The following is an 18,753-nucleotide window of genomic DNA, read 5'->3' as shown; positions in this document are numbered from 1 at the left end:
ATTAAAGGAGCTGTTCAGATGTCTTTCATCAATATATACATAAAAAAAATTGACGAATGGAACACCCATGCGATTTTTCTATCGGACAAACAAGAGAAGCGTTTTGTAACTAAACGTGAGAGGTTTGAAAAAGACGGCTACGAATTATTGTTCGATAGTGCGAAATCATTAGAGCAGGCTATGAAATATTGTGAAATCTTTGATGTGTCCCCTTGCGAGTGTGTGGGTTGCGGCTGTAATGTAGAAACGGCACTATATCGAGGAAAACGTTGGATAGAAGTTAAGCATATCGAAGAAAGAGAAATCCCTTTTAATGGATATTTGTGTGACGGCTGTGCAAATGACCATGACCTGTTTAATGTCGTTTACATAGCTGATTACAAACCTAGATTGTACTAAAATTGAAAAGAAAATTAAGTGAGAATAATTCACCAGTGCAAATGAAATGACTATTTTATTGGAAAAATATAAAATAAAAATTTATAATTGTAATCAAGAAAGAAATACATAGGAGGCGATTTATGATGGGTAAATATGAAATCAGAGCAGTGCGTTTTGATAATAACGTAGGTAAAATGGTTTATGATATTCATTACATCATGGCAACGTCTAGAGAGCATGCAGAAGATATTTTTGAATCAGATCTATCTAATATAGGTGAAGTTGTAGGAGTTGCAAGAGTGGCATAAAAATGGTGTAGATTACAGAAGATGAAGAACCAAGTTATATACGGTCAATTATTACTTTCAAAGTAAAATGTAAACATAAATAATAATAGTTAAAAAGGAGATAAAAAAGATGATAAAACAACAATTCGAAAAAGTGGTTAATGAAGTAATTTCAGGCGAAAGATATACATTGTTTGGCTTTAATGAATTCGGGTTTCCAAATGCTCAACATGTAGTAATCAAAGAAGCTGAAGTAAAAAAATATGCTCAGTATGACTATGCACTGTATATCACATTCAAGCCAAAAGGTAAACGAACTTGGTATCAAACAGTATTCACCCCTAGAAAAACTTTAGTCATTTGGAAAGGGTGGCAAAACGTAGCAGATGAAATGTATGCAACAGATAAAATAGCAGGAATTGTAACTCAAACATCCTATAGTTGCTTTGATGAAAAATATCTATACCAAGGGTTAAATTCTGTAAGCGAAGAACCTCTTGTGATCTTAAATGAAGATTACTATAAGAGCATAGAAGATTTTGAATTTATTTATCAGGTGGCAGATGCAAAAGGCAGAAGATTTTACAATGATATATCAGATTTAAAAAAAGAATACGAAGAAACAGGAATCTTGCAAAAAACAAATGTAAGAAAGGAGCTAAGAGGTCAACCAACTTTTAAAAATTTGCTAGGTCCTATGTGGAATGGTATGGAAGGCAATAAACATATTATTAGATATGAAGGTTGATAATAACTCGATTGAGCGAGTATAAACAGACCTTAGGCTCAAAGCGTTGAGAAGCAAAAAGCTTCTCAGGTGGTTCAAATAAAAGGAGGATGAATACATGAATAAAACAATCACTCTTAACACCTATGCTAGTAACATTCAATATCTGCTTCCTGTTTCGGACGTAGATAGCTTAAATGGTTCACTTTGGTTCGATGTAAAAGCAGAATGGCTATTGAAAGAGATAATAGATTTACCGGAGTTTCTTTCTGAATATACATATGATGATGCAGAAGAATTACTATTACAAGCTAGGAAAGATAATGCCTTAGTTAAATTCTTAGATCCAATTACAAATAGCATTATAGACGTAGCATAAAACGAAAAACATACTTAGGAGGAACAATAAATGGGAACAGCAACATTGAAGATCAATGAGGAATTAAATGGAATTGAATTATTCTTTAATTCTAAGCCTGTACAAAAAGTAATTGACAACTTGAAAGAAAATGGTTTTAGATGGTCAGGATTTAAAAAATGCTGGTACACAAAGCAATCAGAAAGGGCTTTCCAAATTGCTAGAAGTCTTACAATTGACAGTGAACAAGTCGCAATATCAACAGAAAAAGTAGTTAAAAAAACTAAAACTAAAAATAATAATATTAGTTTGTGGGATTCTACACAATGGACTGATATTGAAGTTAACAGGGAACAGTATACAAAAGAAATGGCAAAGGAAATTCGCACACACGTCAGAAAAAGATTTCCTCAGTGCAAATTTTCAGTAACAAGTGATTACAATAGCATTAATTTTTACATTGTATCTTCTCCATATGAGAAGGAAAGTAAATACTTGATAGCAATCAGAGAATATTGCAGTAAGCTTTTAAATGCTTATAATCATTGCTATGATCCAGCGGACCCTTACACTGATTATGCAGGAAGTTACAATTTTTATGGATGGGTAGAAATTGACTGGCAATATTCACAAACTAAAGTAACAGAAGAAATTGAAAACAATATGAAAGATTTTGATATTAAATTTGAAGAAGCTCAAAAAGCTGAAGAAGAAAAAAGACATCAAGAATTTTTAGAATGGCAACAACAAAGGGAACTAGAAGAAATTGAATATAAAAAACACCAACAAGAGGAACAAAAACAAATTGAATTTATTTATAACAGCGTAGATGTAAAAACACTAGAAGAAAACGAACAATATTTTGTAATCGGCTCTGAATTTGCAAATATGAATAAAAATAATACAATCGATGAATATAAGGAAGAAGTTGAACAGGGCGAATACTCACTCGAAAACGTGAAAATAACAAAAGAAGTACATTTTAACAATGAAGAAGCGTTAACATATTTTACTAACATGTTATTACATGATTTTGACTTTCTATGTGAAACTGGTGGAAGTTATACAGACGATAACAGAATTAATTCAATGGCAGATTTCTATAACATGGATGAAGACGAAAAGAAAACTGTAAAATGGAATTTACTAGGAGTTGCAGTATATCTTAATAACAAATTGCAATTCGTGATAGATGCACAGGGATATAGTTATGCTCGATATGTTGGACTAGTAAATAACGCAACAATAGAAATGACGTTCAAATACGAACAGGTAATAAGTGAAGAAAAAATAACAGCATTAAAAGAACAGGCTGACCAATTAGAGAATATTTCTACCAATATTATTTCTGATTTAGATATCATTGAAACATGGCAAAATGAAAGCTGGAAAGAGTACAAAGAAGCAATCAAAGAGAAATTTAAGCAATACAATATGAAGTTAACAAAGAAAATTATACAACAGTTGTACACTGAACCCCTAAAAGTAAGCATGTATAAATTACTGCAAGAAGTGGATGGAATACAGGAGCAATTCAAAAATGCAGACATACAACAAGGCGAAAAACTCACACTGTTTTATATTTCTGACTTTGGAACAATTGTCACGAATCGTATAACATTTGACAGCGTAGAATCTACAACATACGCACAATATAAAAATGCTGTAAAATTAACTTTTAAACCTGTGAATAAAAGACAATTATATTACAACTACTTTTATTCTACTTTGTTAGTATATAAAGGCTGGCATGATCTACCTGAAACCGTATTACATGATGTAGAAGTGTGTAATGGTTACACATTAACCAAAAGTAAGTACTTGTCATGTGACAAAAAGCTGTATGATGAGATTTTAAATCTCTTTGAACAACAGGGAATCAGACCAATTGTAAACACGTATAAACCGATATAACAGAGCAGTGTATTCCATGCAGTTTTAGGGGTATCTGCATAATAAAAATCCCTAAGCTCCATATATATTATATGATGCTATGGTTGCTTATAAAATTGAAATAACAGACTGAATATAAGGAGGATATAGCAAATGTTAAATAACAATCCAGACTTTTATCCGACACCAGGTAAATTAATTCATAAAATGTTATCGCTTATAGACTTTAAAACAATTAGGACAATCTTAGAACCAAGTGCAGGAAAGGGAAATCTTGCGGAAGCAATAACAGAAAAATTTAAATATAGTCAGTCATATTACAGAAATGAAAAATACGACATCGACACAATAGAAATAGATAACAACTTGCAATACATATTGAAAGGGAAACAGTTTAGACTAGTGCATGATGACTTTTTAACATATAACACATTTAAAAATTACGATGCTATTTTTATGAATCCTCCTTTTTCTCAAGGAGAGAAACATTTATTAAAAGCAATTGAAATGCAACAATCAGGAGGGAAAATTGTCTGCTTGTTAAATGCTGAAACATTGAGAAACCCTTACACTAACAGTAGGAAAGAACTTATACGGCAATTAGATCAATACAATGCCCAAATTGAATATATAGAAAATGCTTTTACGGATGCAGAAAGAAAAACAAATGTAGAAATAGCTCTGATTTATTTAGACATTCCTAAAATTGAGTATAACAGCGTCATTTTGGACGAATTGAAACAAGAACAAAAATATAACATAAATACAAATTATACCAGTGATAAATTGATAAATTCTGATTTCATCAAGGGAATAGTTGATCAGTATAATTATGAAGTAAAAGTAGGGTTAGCACTCATAAATGAATATAACAGTTTAAAACCTTTCATGCTAAATAGTTTTACAAATAATAACAGACCAGTGTTAAAATTAGAATTAGAATATAGTGACAAGGAAGGAAGTAGTATAGAAAATGCATATATAAAACAAATTCGATCAAAATACTGGAGCGCATTATTCACCAATGAACAGTTTATAGGGTTGTTTACAAGCAATTTAAAACAGAAATATTTGGAGTCTGTAGATGAATTAGAGGATTATGATTTTTCCTTATACAACATTTATTCCCTAAGAATCCAACTAAGTAAAGAAATGATTCAAGGAGTAGAGGAAACGATTTTAAACCTATTCGAAGAGTTTAGTCATAAACACTATTTTGACGAAGCATCAAAAAATATTCATTACTATAACGGATGGAAAACTAATAAAGCATATAAAATTAACAAAAAAGTGATTATACCTTTGAATGGATTTAGGGATTTGCAATATTCTTGGGGGAGGTATGAGCCTAGTAATTATAAAGTATTAAACAAATTAAAAGACATTGAAAAAGTCTTCAACTATTTGGACAATGGGAAAACTGAAGAAATAGATATAACACAGGCTTTAAAAATGGCTGAATACTACAATGAAAACAAAAAAATTAGTTTAAAATATTTTTATGTCACTTTCTACAAAAAAGGCACATGCCATATTGAATTCAAAAACATGGAGTTATTGCACAAGTTTAATTTATTTGGATCACAAAAAAGAAACTGGCTACCTCCTTCGTACGGAAAGGTTAAATACAAAGATATGACAACGGAAGATAAAGAAGTAATAAACCAATTTGAAGGAGAGCAGTCTTATAACAAAGTAATGAGCAATAAGTCATATTACATCGTGGATACAATTGAATTATTGAAGTTGACTTCATAACCCAATATCAGATCTCACATAACAGAAAAACAAGGAGGATACAAACATATTTGAAGGTGATTACACAATCTTCAATCCATCAAAATGGAGTTACAGAGGTCAAACAGGTAACGGGCTGGAGATTTACGAACACATGGAAAGAGGTTGGATCAATCTATATAACCCGATAACAGGTGAGTGTGTTTCTTTCTATAAGTAAAAAATGAAAATGCAAAATACTTGTTGTATATGATGAAATGACACTATTTTATTAAATCTAAAATTATAGGAGTGACTAAAATGGATAATAAAGTTAGAAAAATGGAATTTTTAGGCGTTGACGATTGGGATAGACCAGTTTACAAATGTATTGAATCAAACATGCTATGGAAAGATGTAACATTAGGAAGTGAGAAACCAGAGCTATATAGTTGCCAAAACAGCTTTGACGGTGAACCTGATAGCCCCATAAAATCAGATTTGGAAATACACTTTAAGAACCAGTACGTTAAAGAGGAAAACAGATTTAACTATATGATGCTCGATAGGTTAAGAAGTGACTGTGATTATTACCTTGGTTATGGAAATAGGAATAAAAATCGGTTGTATCTTAATGATGAACAAAAACACATTGACCAAATGAAAGAATTGTACAATAGTTTTCCAAACAATAAAAAACCTGAATGGCTAACATATGAACAGATTTTAAATTATGAAAAGTTAATGGTAAATCCATAACGATATTTTCTGATTCCTATAAAAGCGGTCTTTCATTCAAATAATAAAATTAAAATAAATGGAGTGAATAAAATGAAAAACTTTACTTTTGAAGGATTACAATTCAAACCATTAAACACTCTAAAGGGGAAACAAGGGGAATTTTTCGCAATATCCAAAAGGATTTCAGATAAGGGATTGACCCCCGAAGATTGGAATTATGATGAGTTCTATCAAGTTGCAAAAGAAAATGGAGCAGGCGAAATTGATCTATTTGAAATGAATGGGAAAGTAGTAATACCAGCAGAAAATTATCTATTTGAATATAAATAAATGATAAAAGAGTCTTATAACAGATCAATAAAAATAATGGAGTGATTCTTAATGCAAACACTAGAAATAGGGGCTTTTACTGATTCAGATTTTGCTGACTTAATTAATGAGAAATTCTTTTCACTCGACGAACGTTTCACTAACAAATGGTATCCTGTCACTTTGGATACTCCAAAGGGTGCTATTCAATTAGATATTGGAATGAGCAAACAACATTTCATACATTTTAGAAAACCTCTGAAACCATCGCACAAGAATGCAGAAGGACAAACAGTATTCCTTTATTTTAATTATAGAATCACAAAGAAAAAGGAATTTAAAGAGAATGGTTATAGTTATGACGTAGCCCCACAGTTTAGATAAATGCGGTCTAGTGAAAGAACGAGTTTTGGAAGAAATTAAAGTATGGGATATTGATAGGCTCAGAAGTGAGTTGTCAATGTTTATTAATCAAGAGTCTGAGAGTGAACTTATTAACCTATATTTTGACGATATTGCAACAGAGGATGAACAGCTAAAAGGATACCTTGCGGAATAAGAAAATAAAAGTATTCTGAATGTGGGTTTTGTTTAACATTATAAATGAACTGACTATATTATCCAAAAGGATGAGATGATAAATGAGAGTTGGTAAAGTTGTTTGTAAGTACATGGGAATGGTAATCAGGAATACCAAAGTGAAATTTATTTATGATATGACAACAATTAACGGTCACGTATTTATTCGGGAAGATTACAAGAATGGATTTACATTAAACGATGAGCAGTTAGAACTATTCTTAAATAGAAAGAAGTGTAAGGTGGATTTTGGAGTGTCAAAAGGGATATTCTGGGCAGAGTTACAATCCTAATATTGTCTAATAAAAGCGTTCTTTAATAGATTAATAAAAATAAATATATTAATTAAAATAAAAAAATGAATGGATGATTATAAATGATAAAAGAAAGAAAAGCTAAAAATTCTAGTCGTGGAATCTATCTGCAAGATAAAGAATTAAAACAAACAAGCTTTCAACCGAGTAGTCATTTCAAATATATAGTCGATCCAGTTAACAAGAAAGTAATAATTGTACCTTCTGATAATGAAAAGGATAACACAGTTTCCAAGAGATCAATGGGCGATGGTGTCAAACCAGTAATAGACATACGTAATCAGCAAGCATTGGCGGTATTTAAAGAATGTGATTACTTACAAGTTCAAATTTATGAAGAACAGATCATTGTAGAAGGGTATCAACAAGCGGAAGAGAGTATTGTAACTAAGGTTGGTAACAAGATAAAAAAAGCCTTTGGTCGTAAAACCAAGGTAACAGATATTACAAATATACTGTCAGTAAAAAAGAAAGTCACAGTTGCAGTATCAAGGGAAGAATTAAAAAAGGTAGTTGGCTCTACGTTTGATATTTCAGAAGATTCATTCGAATTCGTTTCCCAAGATGAAGATATAAATGAAGGTTTCTTCCATAAGATAAAAGAAAGTCTAAAAAACCTAGCTATACCTTTGCAGATAGCATCATTGTTTAGTGGTGCAGGTATTATGGACTTAGGTTTTAAGCAAGCAGGATTTGACATTGTGTTTGCTTTAGAACAGGATGCTGAAGCAGTAGAGACATATCGTTATAATCATGGGGAGCATGTCGTACAAGCTGACATAAGGGAATTTAATAAGTCTGATATAACAAAAGCACCTATCATGATTGGTGGCACACCATGCAAAGGATTTTCAAATTCGAATAGATACACAAATTTTCTCGATAACCCTGATAACCTACTTGTGAGAGAATACATAGAAGCCATAAAAAGCAATGATAATTGCAAAGTGTTTGTGTTAGAAAACGTACCACAAATTCTCACTGCTGGTAATGGACAATTTAAGAATGAAATTTATGAACAGTTATCAGATTTCGAGATAACGTCTGGAGTGCTTAAGGCGGTGTCATATGGCGCACCCCAATTTAGAGAAAGGGCTATTATTATAGGCAGTAAAGTGGGGCGTATAGAGTTACCAGTGCCTACATTCGAGCCAGAATACTATAAGACAGTAAGAGACGCTTTCGAAGGGTTAAATGATAACACACCCAATCAACTGGATGTATCCAAAGCGAAAGAGCTTACAGTTAAGCGTATGAGTTACGTTCCGCAAGGAGGTAATGTATTCAATATTCCAGAAGAGATAAGACCAAAGGGAAAGCATAGCGATTTATATAAGCGTTTAGAATGGGACAAACCATCTATAACAATCGTTAACCCTAGAAAAGCTACAATAACCCATCCAGAAGAGAACAGAATAATTTCAGTGAGAGAAGCTGCCAGACTTCAAGGTGTACCCGATGATTTCATTTTTCAAGGATCACTTAGTGCAAAACAACAGCAAGTAGCAAATGGAGTACCAGTAAATTTAGTATACGCAGTAGCTAAAGTGATCAAGAAAGCAATCATGAAATTTAATTTTAATAATTGGAATCTTCAAACAGGTCTTCTATAGGATTGAATAAGAGGAGGAAAGTATAATGAAAAAGGTAATCTGGGTAGAGTCAAAAGAAGAATTAGAAGAGTTGGCGAGGCTCCATCCAGCACAAGTATGCAGATTAAGTGAAGTTATAAGTTTTCCGTGCGAGGTTGAGTTGGTAGGAAATGAATACGAGAAGTTCATAATCATATAATGAAATTCAGATTTTAATAGAAATATAGAAGTTGCAATTTTAAAATCCAAATACTATATAATGAAAAAGATATATACTAATGATAAATCAACTTTTTGGAAGTTTGAAAAAATGTGACTTTAATTGAGAGTGGAGGAACTGTATTCATGGATAAGAATACATTTGATGTTATTAAAAAGTTTGAAAGCTTAGCAAGTGAGTTGTATTTTGAGCTTGAAAATGAACTAGGAGTAGAGAGAGCAGATAAATTACTTAAAGGATTTGATGCTTATCAGTCTCAATTATTGAAGCTTGGCAAATATGCTGATGAAGAAAAGATGCTTGATAAGCAAGGGTTCTTAAAGGATAATTATGATGGTTTTCCACGATATTTAAAATTGACTGTTATTTACGAATATAACAACGGATTCTCTTTATGTGAAACGACATCTGGATTGATATTGCTTGCTCCTACTGAGTTGATAAGTACTGATACCGAATAATAAATTAAAGGATTATAAATAAAACGAATCTTTTATTGAGAAATGAGGTTTTATCATTGGGGAAATTTGAAAAGATGTTATCAAAAATTAACGAAGAGCATATTGAATTTGCGCAAGAAATTGATTTTGACTTATGGAACTTTGCACTGCAACAGTATCCGCAAGGATTATTTGATATGCTTTTTCTTGATGCACAAGATTTAAGCGAGGAGGAGATTAAAGAGCGCAAAGCAGTCTTGGATGCGGCTTATGTGTACCTTCAATCGACTATGGAGGAGATAAGTAGAGAACTTAAAAAGAAATATCCGAATGAAGTAGAAACAGAGCATAGTAGGTTGAATTATTAGCTTGAACAGGGTTGTGAGTTAAAATTATAAATTTTTTATTTAGAAAGGAGCGATAGTAAATGCTAAAATACAAAGATTGTTTAACTTGTGGCAATTCGGTTAGTACCGACGGGGAAAACGGAGAACACATCTTGTACTGCACCATCCATGAGAACAATGTTCATGAAGAAGATATGTGTAATGACTTTAATTGAATGACTATTATTAAGAGAGAGGTAGATACTAAATGGAACAAGTAAAAAAATTAAGAGTAAGCCACTTTCCACAAATTCCATGCAAGCCATTCGTTGTTGAAGTAGATAATTTGGAGCAAGCAAGACTTGTACACAATACACTTGCCGACTATGATTTATTTCAGTATGACAATAACATCAAACCGGATTATGCAAATGCTACAGTAGTAGAACAATGGGATGAAGAAGAACAAGAATGGTTGTCTTGGTCTGATGAAGAGACTGGAATTGATGATATTAACGAATATTTTGAGGAGAACGAGTCCTAAAAAACGATAACCTGCATATCTCCCATATAAGAAATAAATGCAGGTTACATCGTTCTATTAATAATCTATACCTTATGTGACAGAAATATACTAGCTAGCAATATATATTAAAAGTGGAATTTCATTATATGGCATTAAAAAATAAAAATAATAAATTTAGGAGTTGTTATGATGTCTAATTTCAAATTAGCACTGAGTATGTTCGTTTTGGTAACAGCAGCGGTATTCAATCAGCAGAATGTTTCAGCTTGCAACCAGTATACAACATTCACATATGAGGTAACACAGATTGATAACGATCAATTTTATGGCACAGGAGTAAATGATAATAGCAATATCTATTTCTTGGAGGAGAATGTGAAACAAAGTAACACAATTAAGGTGGGGGACGTAGTAGTTGCTTACTTTGATCCGAGCAACATTGAAGATGGATTAATGCGTGTAGAGAATGCTGAATCTATTACAGTTGGAAAGTAGATGTAATGAAGGTTTATTAAGAGAGACAACGGTTTAAACTGTTGTCTCTGAGGTTTTAGATTTGTTTTTGAATGTTAACATATATTCTATGTATGACATTGCAACCAAGCTACTGAAGAATGTTGGAAAAAGTATTGAATGAACATTGACTTGTATATTGAATAAACCAAATATTTCATATGAAATTAATAGCAATGAGTTAGAAATAAAAAGTGCTAACTTAGAATCTTGTAAGAAATTAGATATTCCTTTGCCGATTAATATTAACAAGAAAAACAAAATTAATATTATGAATGTGCAAAATAATAACGTAGCTGTACTATTGAATTTTTTATAATATTGTTCAACTATATTTGAAAGTCCTGCTGTAATTGTTATTCCAAGTATGAACCCTATAAAGGTGAAATATAAAACCAGCAAAAACAAGCGAAAATTCCTCTTTTCAAGAGAGATACTGCAAATCTTCCTTGAGCAAAACACAGATGTTGACAATATACTAATTAAAAGAAAGACATTAGGCATCCATTTTTCAAAGGCGCTAAAAACGGCATAGCAGAGTAATACAAAAGTAGCTGTTATTGATAATAAGCTAGAAATTGTTAACGCAATTTCTGTTCTGGATAATTTCATACTTGTCCCCTTTTTACCTAAATATTATCAAATAAAACAGACAAATCAATGATAAAATAAATTGTTACTATATGGTACATACGTTCTCTAAATGGTATGATGAATTTATAGGAACTTACATTTCAAAAAAGACTTCCGATGTTTATTGATGATTTTAAACTTTTTACACATTAATACTGTATATAAATCTACTATTAATGTGTAATGACTATTGGGAGGTGCTTATGAGCGATATATATAGTTTAGTCCAACGTATTTTTTCCGATAAATACCTTTCCCAACAACTAAATAATGCTTCTTTAATGATAAACAGCGAAACATTTAAACAAGCTATCACTTTAAGCGAAGAGTTTAAAAAGAAGGGTATTTTTACAAAAGATTTTTTCAGCGCTATACATAATGCTATTGCTGCAAATAATTTTGTTGATAAGTTCAATGCTATCATGCTAGAAATAGACTTCCCACCTCTTTTAGAAGTGGAACTTGATGAAATGAAAGAAATTGTAGCATTCTATGAAAAAAATGGTGTTCGGAAAAGTAAAACAAAAATTGAGAGTTATATTGAATCATTTTATAATAATGAAGTAATACAAGGAATAATTGAAGATTGGTATAGTAATGAAATAGTTAAAAAAAGGATTGAAGTTTTTAAAGAAATACTTGCAAATCATTCTGATCAAAGGTACTTTTCTTCTATTTCTTTGTTAATAGCGCAATATGAGGGAACTATTGTTGATAAATTTAACTATAAGGGGAAAATGAAAGGAAAAGAGTATCAAGAATTAAGAAACAGGCTTTTTAAATCAAAAATATCAAGCTCCTTTGATAAAAACGTTGATGAGCTATTTAATGTAAAAATACTTTGTCAATTTGAACATGGACAGACTATTGGTTCACCATTAAGTCGACATGCAATAGTTCATGGAAGTGATACAGCTTTTGGGACTAAAATTAATTCTATTAGATGTATACTTATTTATGATTACATTATTAAAAAGTTAGATTGGATTGTAGAATAAAAGGGACATTTTATTATTTCTTTAGGTTCCTCTATACTGATCAATTTTAATAACGATAAAATTACTCTAATAAATGAGAGAGGATATGGTCTAACAAATGTCTATGACTATCGCCAATCCAAAAGTTTTTATTTCTTATGCTTGGACTTCAACAGAGCATGAAGAGTGGGTTGTCTCTTTAGCTACACGACTTAGAGAGTCAGGAGTGGATGTAAAACTTGACAAATGGGATTTAAAAGAGGGACAGGACACATACGCTTTTATGGAAGGCATGGTTAGAGCAGAGGAAACAGATAAGGTATTAATTATCTGTGATAAAGGATATAAAGAACGTTCAGAAACTAGAAAAGGCGGTGTGGGAACAGAAACACAAATAATTAGTCCAGAGGTATACTTAGATGTAAAGCAGGAAAAATTTATTCCCATCGTTTCCGAGAGAAGTGACAATGGCGAGGATTATGTTCCAATATATATGAGAACAAGATTGTATATTGATTTATCCTTGGATGATAGATTTGAAGAGGGCTTTGAAAAACTACTTAGGAATATCTATAATCGACCACTTTATAAAAAACCAGCGCTAGGTGATGCTCCTGAATGGCTTTTCTCTGAAGAAATTTCACATTACACAACAACAAACATTCTAAAACAACTTAAAGACGCTATAATTAGAAACCCCAAAAGAGTTAATTCACTATCTCAAAACTTTGTCGAAGAGTTATTACATAGTCTAGAACCTCTTAAAATTGACAGTGTAGAGGATCGAGATACTTTTGACGATGTTATTAAAGATAATATTGATAAGATGTTACCTTTACGTAATGACTACATAAGCTTTTTAGAATTGAGCGTTGACTCTGGAGATTTCGATATAGATACACTCATAGACTTATTTGAAAACTTGTGGAGTTTAACTGATGGGAATGATTCCCACGACATAAAGACAGATCATTATAAATTTTTTGTGCATGAACTATTTTTATACACGTGTATGATTCTTCTCGATAAAAAGAATTATGGGGAATTGTACCAACTCCTAGTGACTGAATATTATTTAAAAACACAATATAACCAAAAAACTCCAGAAACTTTCACTAAGTTTAGATTTTATTTAAGGTCAATTAATGAAATACGCAATCAAAGGCTAGAAATGAGAAAGTATAGTCTTCAAGCTCAGTATCTGATTGAACGATGTACGCTAAGAAATTATTCCAAACAACAATTAGTTGCGACAGATAAACTGCTTTATTATTGGTCTATTATCCTTATTGAGGATACTGATTATGATCCTAAATGGTTTCCGATTACTTACATTTATGGAGGTCATCAAAAAATAGAACTTTTACAGAAACTAAGATCTAAAAAGCACTTTGAGCGTATTAAAGTATTATTTAATGTTATTAATGCAGAAGAGCTGGTATCCATCATAGAAAATTTTGATAATAAATACCGAGAAGGCTATGGATCGGCAAATTCTATTGAAACCATAGCTTATCACATAAAGCCAGATGATATTTGTGTAAAGCCTTAATAAAATACGCATTTCATCACATAAAAGAGGCGTGAATAAGCGTCTCTAAAATTTATGTTTACAATACAAAAATAATAAATTATGATATAATAGTTGGTATTTAATAGAAACCTAAAGGGGATTTAAAAGGAGGGATGCATATTTTATATTAAAATTATAGGTACACTAGACATACATTTTCTTGCTTGTTATTAACTAAAAAAACACTATAATTAGAATGTAACGAAACTAGACAATTTTATCAACAGTAATTAGAAATAGCGATTCCAAAACACAAACATGGAGAAATTACAATGGATATCGTACTTTATTTAGTTCTTGGTTTTGTAGATGTCATGGCAATTTTGGCTGTTATTTTTCGGTTCTTTCGTTTCCCGATCAGAATGTTTATAAGAGAGCTTGTAACTATAGGAGTTGCGCTTTCAGTTATCTCATTTTTTATGAGATTGGTATTTAATGTCCCAGAACTAGATATGGGTATTCAATTTATTCTTTATGTTGTATTTTTTAGGTATTTGATCAAAATAAAGATTTTTGACTCTTTCTTACTAGCTTCTATTGGTTATTTATCAAATACTGTTTCACAGCTTGCAATTTATTATTTTCTCTCATTTACTGGCATTGTTACGCCGGAGGATATACAAAGTACTTCTAACTTTGGGACATATCTAATTCAATTCTCTTCCGAAGTATTTTTGTTTTTAGTCGCTTGGTGTTTTTATAAGTCAAATCTGGGGTTCTCATTTATCATTTGTCCACCTCAAGATGTTCACTTAAAGGTAAAAATGAGAGGGGTTAATTTGTTCTTACTTATAGGGATAATGCTTAGTGTTGCTACGCTTTTTTTAGCCCCTTACTTACTAATTTATTATCTGAACTGGTTACACATTCTTGCTTTTATCATGACGATTGTGTTTTGTCTGCTATACTTTGTGGCTAATAGAAGGGATGCGGAAGATTTATGGTAGAAAGAGTCGCATCAACTATAGCCCATATAATAAAAAAGGCAACTCCTGAAGAATCGGCAAGTGAAGAGGTTTTAGCTTATTCATTAGCTATACAACTGAACGGAATAGCGATTATTGTTAGCTCCTTGATTATAGGCGTTATTACTGGTAAAGCGATTGATACGTTAATAGCTCTAGTTTCTTTCTCATTGCTGCGTTTAGTTTCTGGAGGATGGCACGCAAAAACCATGACTTTGTGCTATTGGGTGTCTACAACAATAATATCACTTATACCACATTTGCAGATTGATAAAAGCCTTTTATTGTATTTTAATTTAATCACTTTTTTGTTGGTTGCTATATATGCACCCAAAAGTAAAGAGGAAAATAATATTCCTTTATCAGCATTACCATACCTCAAGATTGTTTCAGTATTGATTGTAGGTATTGGTTTTTATCTAGAGAACACAGTCGTTAGTTTAGCTTTATTTGTACAAGCGTTAACGTTAATTCCTGCACTTGAAAGGAGGTGTCAGCCATGAATAAGACTATCGCAAAATTAGCTTCAAAATATCTTCAAAAAACTGCAAAAACGTTCACTGTCTCCTACAAGTCTTTTGTTGGAGCGCCAAAAGTTCCAACTGAACTTATTAAAAAATAATTGAAAAAAATGGCTGAATATATGAAAATCACAGGTATTCGTGCTGACAGAAAGTATGACGAAACAGACTACAGATTATTAGATTTAGATGATATTCTTTATATTGGTTTTATTTATCAGGGGAAAATTAAAATTCTTACCTTCCATACGATATACGGCAAATACCATCCGATTGCTACCCTAGAAGGATTTCGAGTATTGCTTAAAGACCATGGGTTTCGTTCGTTAGATTCTGTAAATGTAGTAAATATGAGCAAGATTAAGTCTGTAGTGGAAAGCGATGCGGACATTAGGGTTTATTTCGAGGATGGTACATACACTACTGTATCTAGAGCAAAATCAGCTTTATTAAAAAATTTTCCAAAAAAGACTATCGATTTAGGATAGTCTTTTTTTGTACTAGTTTTTAGATATAGCACACTTTACTCTAGAAGTAAACAACAATTGGATACCTATTCTATTTATGGGTATTAAATGACAACATTCGACATATTTTTCAAAATACTAATGATATTATTTTACTATAAATAAAGATTATCAATCAAAAATTATCAACCATAAACTTCATGGGTATGCAAAAAAGGAGAGGTGAACGGTGGAAATTGTTGTAACCGATATATTTAAGTGCAATTTTAACTATAAATCAAATACAGACACATGGGAATGGGATCTGGTTACAAGTCCTGTTGAAGCTCAAAAAATTGATCCAGAATATAAGTTGGCATCATTAAATGATTTACATGAATATATAGCAGCTTGCGGTTACATATTTAAAGGGGTAGTGAGAGTTGCAGAAGGGGATTTTACATGGTCTGAATATCACGATAAACAAGGGGAATATTTTTGTGAGTATGTGCATGTATAAATCTAAGCGCTTACAGGGGGATTTAGCAAAATCAAGAAAGCAGATCGATCTTGAGCAACGGCTGTAGTCTACTTTCTTGATTTTGTACCTTAAAAAACATCATTTATTTGTATTTTATTATTGAGTTGGCATTTTTCTATTTAATGTCAATTCAATGTACTTAGTCAAAGCTCGTTGTTCTTCAGGAGACAGTTCTTTTGCAATCTCAATCAGTTCTATTAGATTTGGGTGAAGATTAGATATGCCAGTATTGAAAAAATAGCCAATATCTACTTCTAAGGCTGAGAGAATTTTGTATAAAGTTTCGACACTTGGAGATGTTTTCTCGTTTTCAATATCGCTAATAGAAGATTGTGCAATTCCAGCCTTTTCTGCAAGCTCTTTTGCTGTTAAGTCTCTGTTTTTACGATAGACTCTGATTTTTTCACCTAACTTCATAAGAAAACCACCTAGTTATTAATCAATATAATCATATCTATACTGTAACTCATAAATTGTAGAGAAAACAACAGATTCTCTTATACCGATATTTTAGTTGACTTAAATCGATATTCCGATTAATATAAAGATATAGGAAATACCGATTTTAAAAAGTGTATGGAAGGATTGATATTAATGATTACATCCTCACAGCCCACACTAGTATACATAGTACATGATTTTGAAAATATATCTGCAAATTGGGAACTGACAACTGATTGTTTTATGGTAGCAAAAGGTTATCCTCATCGTTCTCTAGCTTCACTCAACGATTTGCATGAATATGTAGCTGCTTGCGGACATGTTTTTGAAGGAGTTCTTAAAGTGCAAGAAGGATTTTGTAAATGGTTCGAATCGTCTACTGAAACAGAAGAATTGCTAGAAGATTACACTTGTGAATATAGATTAATAGAGATGGGCAGTTTTAAAGAGTTGCAATAGATTAGTTGTTGATATTTTATTATTTTTATATTATATTAAGAAAGAAGATTGGGATTTAAAAGTTGGTTTTTTAAAAAAATATCATGGAGGAATTTAACATGACACAAAACAATGCAAGACACTTAGATTTGATTCAAGGGTCAAAAGACCAAAGAGATAAATACATAGGAAGAGTAGATATTTTAGAAAAGATAAAAAAGCTAGTTTTACTTGGAGACAATGAATATACCACTATAGAACTTGTATCTAATTATTATGAAGTTAGCATAGCTGCAATTAGGAAATTAGCACAAAGACACCAAGGAGAACTGGAATCAGATGGTATGAAGATAATTAAAGGTCAAGATTTAAAGAATTACAAAGAAAGTCTAAAGATTAAACTAGGACACCCTGTCTTAGTTAACAATCGGTCACTTTTAACCATTATTCCTAAGCGTGCTATATTACGTATAGGTATGCTACTAACTGAATCATCTATAGCAGAACAAGTGAGAACTTATCTACTTAACATTGAAGATCAAGCTACAGATGAACAAAAAAGCAACGCAGTCATTAGATCTCTAGTTTGGGATGAAGCAACGGATGAGTTACTAATAAACACAGTAACCGCATTCGCTCATACAGAAAAGACATTACAACAAGCCTTTCATAAGGTATCTGAATTGACAGGATTCTCTAAGAATAAGATTCATGGTAGATGGTATCAAAACTTAAAGGAAAAATGTGATACTAAAACACTTGATCTTATCTCAAACAATAGAGGGAGTGTCTTAAAAAAAGATGAAGTAGTTGAAAGTGCTACAAGTGTGTTAGATAATACTGCCCTTTTAGAGATGAAAAGTTGGCTTGAAAATTCAATGGCTCATCAAATCAAAGAGATAACAGAAAACTTACATCACAAAGAAACTGAATGGCTGTCTAGGAATCAAGAACTTGCTTTAAAGTTAGATGCTAAGACAGTTGAAATTAACTATTTAAAATCCAATATTATTCAATCGGAGCAGACAATTGAATTACTACAAGATTCTCTAAAAATAAAAGATGACTCTATTAAAGAAAAAGATAGACGCATCGATAAGCTTTCTAAAGAAACAAGAGAAATGAAAAAACGCATGGAAGCAGTCTCTTTATTGTTCGATAAGAAAGCGGTGATAAAAGAAACTAATGGAAAAGCTGAAGTTAAACGTCCGAAAACAGCCTTTAAGATGGATAAGAACGGTAACTTAGATAAGATGTATTGAAATTCGTTTTTTATTGGATACATAGCGATATACA

General features: G+C 31.6%; 24 protein-coding genes. 22 read left to right on the top strand and 2 right to left on the bottom strand.

The genetic code is table 11. The features are described from left to right. The first annotated feature begins 18 nt into the window (after positions 1-18). The 14 genes from EEL30_22050 (at position 19) to EEL30_21985 (ending at position 10,904) form a co-directional block, all read left to right on the top strand. Positions 19-399, top strand: coding sequence for a hypothetical protein (locus tag EEL30_22050; GenBank protein QDX94727.1), 381 nt, complete (start codon positions 19-21; stop codon positions 397-399). Positions 400-798: 399 nt separating this feature from the next. Next, positions 799-1,416, top strand: coding sequence for a hypothetical protein (locus tag EEL30_22045; protein QDX94726.1), 618 nt, complete (start codon positions 799-801; stop codon positions 1,414-1,416). 97 nt (positions 1,417-1,513) lie between these two features. Then, positions 1,514-1,774, top strand: coding sequence for a hypothetical protein (locus EEL30_22040; GenBank protein QDX94725.1), 261 nt, complete (start codon positions 1,514-1,516; stop codon positions 1,772-1,774). Positions 1,775-1,804: 30 nt separating this feature from the next. Continuing rightward, positions 1,805-3,667, top strand: a complete 1,863-nt coding sequence (locus tag EEL30_22035; GenBank protein ID QDX94724.1) for a hypothetical protein — start codon at positions 1,805-1,807, stop codon at positions 3,665-3,667. Between the two features lie 132 nt (positions 3,668-3,799). Then, positions 3,800-5,404: a DUF4942 domain-containing protein gene (locus EEL30_22030; protein QDX94723.1), complete on the top strand. Its 1,605-nt coding sequence runs from the start codon at positions 3,800-3,802 to the stop codon at positions 5,402-5,404. A gap of 279 nt (positions 5,405-5,683) precedes the next feature. Continuing rightward, positions 5,684-6,121, top strand: a complete 438-nt coding sequence (locus EEL30_22025) for a hypothetical protein (GenBank protein QDX94722.1) — start codon at positions 5,684-5,686, stop codon at positions 6,119-6,121. A gap of 72 nt (positions 6,122-6,193) precedes the next feature. Further along, positions 6,194-6,433 (top strand): hypothetical protein, encoded by a 240-nt coding sequence (locus EEL30_22020; GenBank protein ID QDX94721.1) that lies wholly within the window; start codon positions 6,194-6,196, stop codon positions 6,431-6,433. Between the two features lie 51 nt (positions 6,434-6,484). Beyond that, positions 6,485-6,796, top strand: coding sequence for a hypothetical protein (locus EEL30_22015; GenBank protein ID QDX94720.1), 312 nt, complete (start codon positions 6,485-6,487; stop codon positions 6,794-6,796). Between the two features lie 257 nt (positions 6,797-7,053). Then, the gene (locus EEL30_22010; GenBank protein QDX94719.1) at positions 7,054-7,284 is read left to right on the top strand and encodes a hypothetical protein; all 231 of its coding nucleotides are present in this window, start codon (positions 7,054-7,056) and stop codon (positions 7,282-7,284) included. 83 nt (positions 7,285-7,367) lie between these two features. Next, on the top strand, positions 7,368-8,918 hold the full coding sequence (locus EEL30_22005) for a DNA cytosine methyltransferase (GenBank protein ID QDX94718.1): 1,551 nt from the start codon (positions 7,368-7,370) through the stop codon (positions 8,916-8,918). Positions 8,919-9,242: 324 nt separating this feature from the next. Beyond that, positions 9,243-9,578 (top strand): hypothetical protein, encoded by a 336-nt coding sequence (locus EEL30_22000; protein ID QDX94717.1) that lies wholly within the window; start codon positions 9,243-9,245, stop codon positions 9,576-9,578. Positions 9,579-9,634: 56 nt separating this feature from the next. Beyond that, positions 9,635-9,925 carry a hypothetical protein gene (locus EEL30_21995; GenBank protein QDX94716.1) on the top strand — a complete coding sequence of 97 codons (291 nt, stop codon included), beginning with the start codon at positions 9,635-9,637 and terminating at the stop codon, positions 9,923-9,925. A gap of 226 nt (positions 9,926-10,151) precedes the next feature. After that, on the top strand, positions 10,152-10,427 hold the full coding sequence (locus EEL30_21990) for a hypothetical protein (protein QDX94715.1): 276 nt from the start codon (positions 10,152-10,154) through the stop codon (positions 10,425-10,427). Between the two features lie 171 nt (positions 10,428-10,598). After that, positions 10,599-10,904 (top strand): hypothetical protein, encoded by a 306-nt coding sequence (locus tag EEL30_21985; GenBank protein ID QDX94714.1) that lies wholly within the window; start codon positions 10,599-10,601, stop codon positions 10,902-10,904. A gap of 33 nt (positions 10,905-10,937) precedes the next feature. Here the strand turns inward: EEL30_21985 and EEL30_21980 are convergent, their stop codons facing one another. Further along, positions 10,938-11,330, bottom strand: a complete 393-nt coding sequence (locus EEL30_21980; GenBank protein QDX94713.1) for a hypothetical protein — start codon at positions 11,328-11,330, stop codon at positions 10,938-10,940. Between the two features lie 428 nt (positions 11,331-11,758). On the opposite strand from EEL30_21980, the gene EEL30_21975 reads away from it, so the two are divergent. The 6 genes from EEL30_21975 (at position 11,759) to EEL30_21950 (ending at position 16,557) form a co-directional block, all read left to right on the top strand. Further along, positions 11,759-12,553, top strand: a complete 795-nt coding sequence (locus EEL30_21975; protein ID QDX94712.1) for a hypothetical protein — start codon at positions 11,759-11,761, stop codon at positions 12,551-12,553. Between the two features lie 97 nt (positions 12,554-12,650). Beyond that, positions 12,651-14,084 carry a TIR domain-containing protein gene (locus tag EEL30_21970; protein QDX94711.1) on the top strand — a complete coding sequence of 478 codons (1,434 nt, stop codon included), beginning with the start codon at positions 12,651-12,653 and terminating at the stop codon, positions 14,082-14,084. Between the two features lie 293 nt (positions 14,085-14,377). Continuing rightward, positions 14,378-15,052, top strand: coding sequence for a hypothetical protein (locus tag EEL30_21965; protein ID QDX94710.1), 675 nt, complete (start codon positions 14,378-14,380; stop codon positions 15,050-15,052). Beyond that, the gene (locus EEL30_21960) at positions 15,046-15,573 is read left to right on the top strand and encodes an accessory regulator AgrB (protein QDX94709.1); all 528 of its coding nucleotides are present in this window, start codon (positions 15,046-15,048) and stop codon (positions 15,571-15,573) included. Before EEL30_21965 ends, EEL30_21960 begins: the two co-directional genes overlap by 7 nt. A gap of 119 nt (positions 15,574-15,692) precedes the next feature. Continuing rightward, positions 15,693-16,079, top strand: coding sequence for a hypothetical protein (locus EEL30_21955; protein QDX94708.1), 387 nt, complete (start codon positions 15,693-15,695; stop codon positions 16,077-16,079). Between the two features lie 208 nt (positions 16,080-16,287). Next, a complete protein-coding gene (locus EEL30_21950) occupies positions 16,288-16,557 on the top strand; it encodes a hypothetical protein (protein QDX94707.1) in 270 nt (89 codons plus the stop codon). A 117-nt stretch (positions 16,558-16,674) separates the two neighbouring features. Here EEL30_21950 and EEL30_21945 read toward each other — a convergent pair whose 3' ends face one another. Next, the gene (locus EEL30_21945; GenBank protein QDX94706.1) at positions 16,675-16,995 is read right to left on the bottom strand and encodes an XRE family transcriptional regulator; all 321 of its coding nucleotides are present in this window, start codon (positions 16,993-16,995) and stop codon (positions 16,675-16,677) included. Between the two features lie 177 nt (positions 16,996-17,172). On the opposite strand from EEL30_21945, the gene EEL30_21940 reads away from it, so the two are divergent. Then, the gene (locus EEL30_21940; GenBank protein QDX94705.1) at positions 17,173-17,478 is read left to right on the top strand and encodes a hypothetical protein; all 306 of its coding nucleotides are present in this window, start codon (positions 17,173-17,175) and stop codon (positions 17,476-17,478) included. A gap of 98 nt (positions 17,479-17,576) precedes the next feature. Beyond that, positions 17,577-18,719 (top strand): hypothetical protein, encoded by a 1,143-nt coding sequence (locus tag EEL30_21935; protein QDX94704.1) that lies wholly within the window; start codon positions 17,577-17,579, stop codon positions 18,717-18,719. Positions 18,720-18,753 lie beyond the last annotated feature (34 nt).

It is taken from the genome of Brevibacillus laterosporus, assembly GCA_007833815.1.
Lineage (GTDB): Bacteria > Bacillota > Bacilli > Brevibacillales > Brevibacillaceae > Brevibacillus_B > Brevibacillus_B laterosporus_D.
Note: the sequence above shows the minus strand (reverse complement) of the source record. Positions and strands in the feature narration are given on the sequence as shown.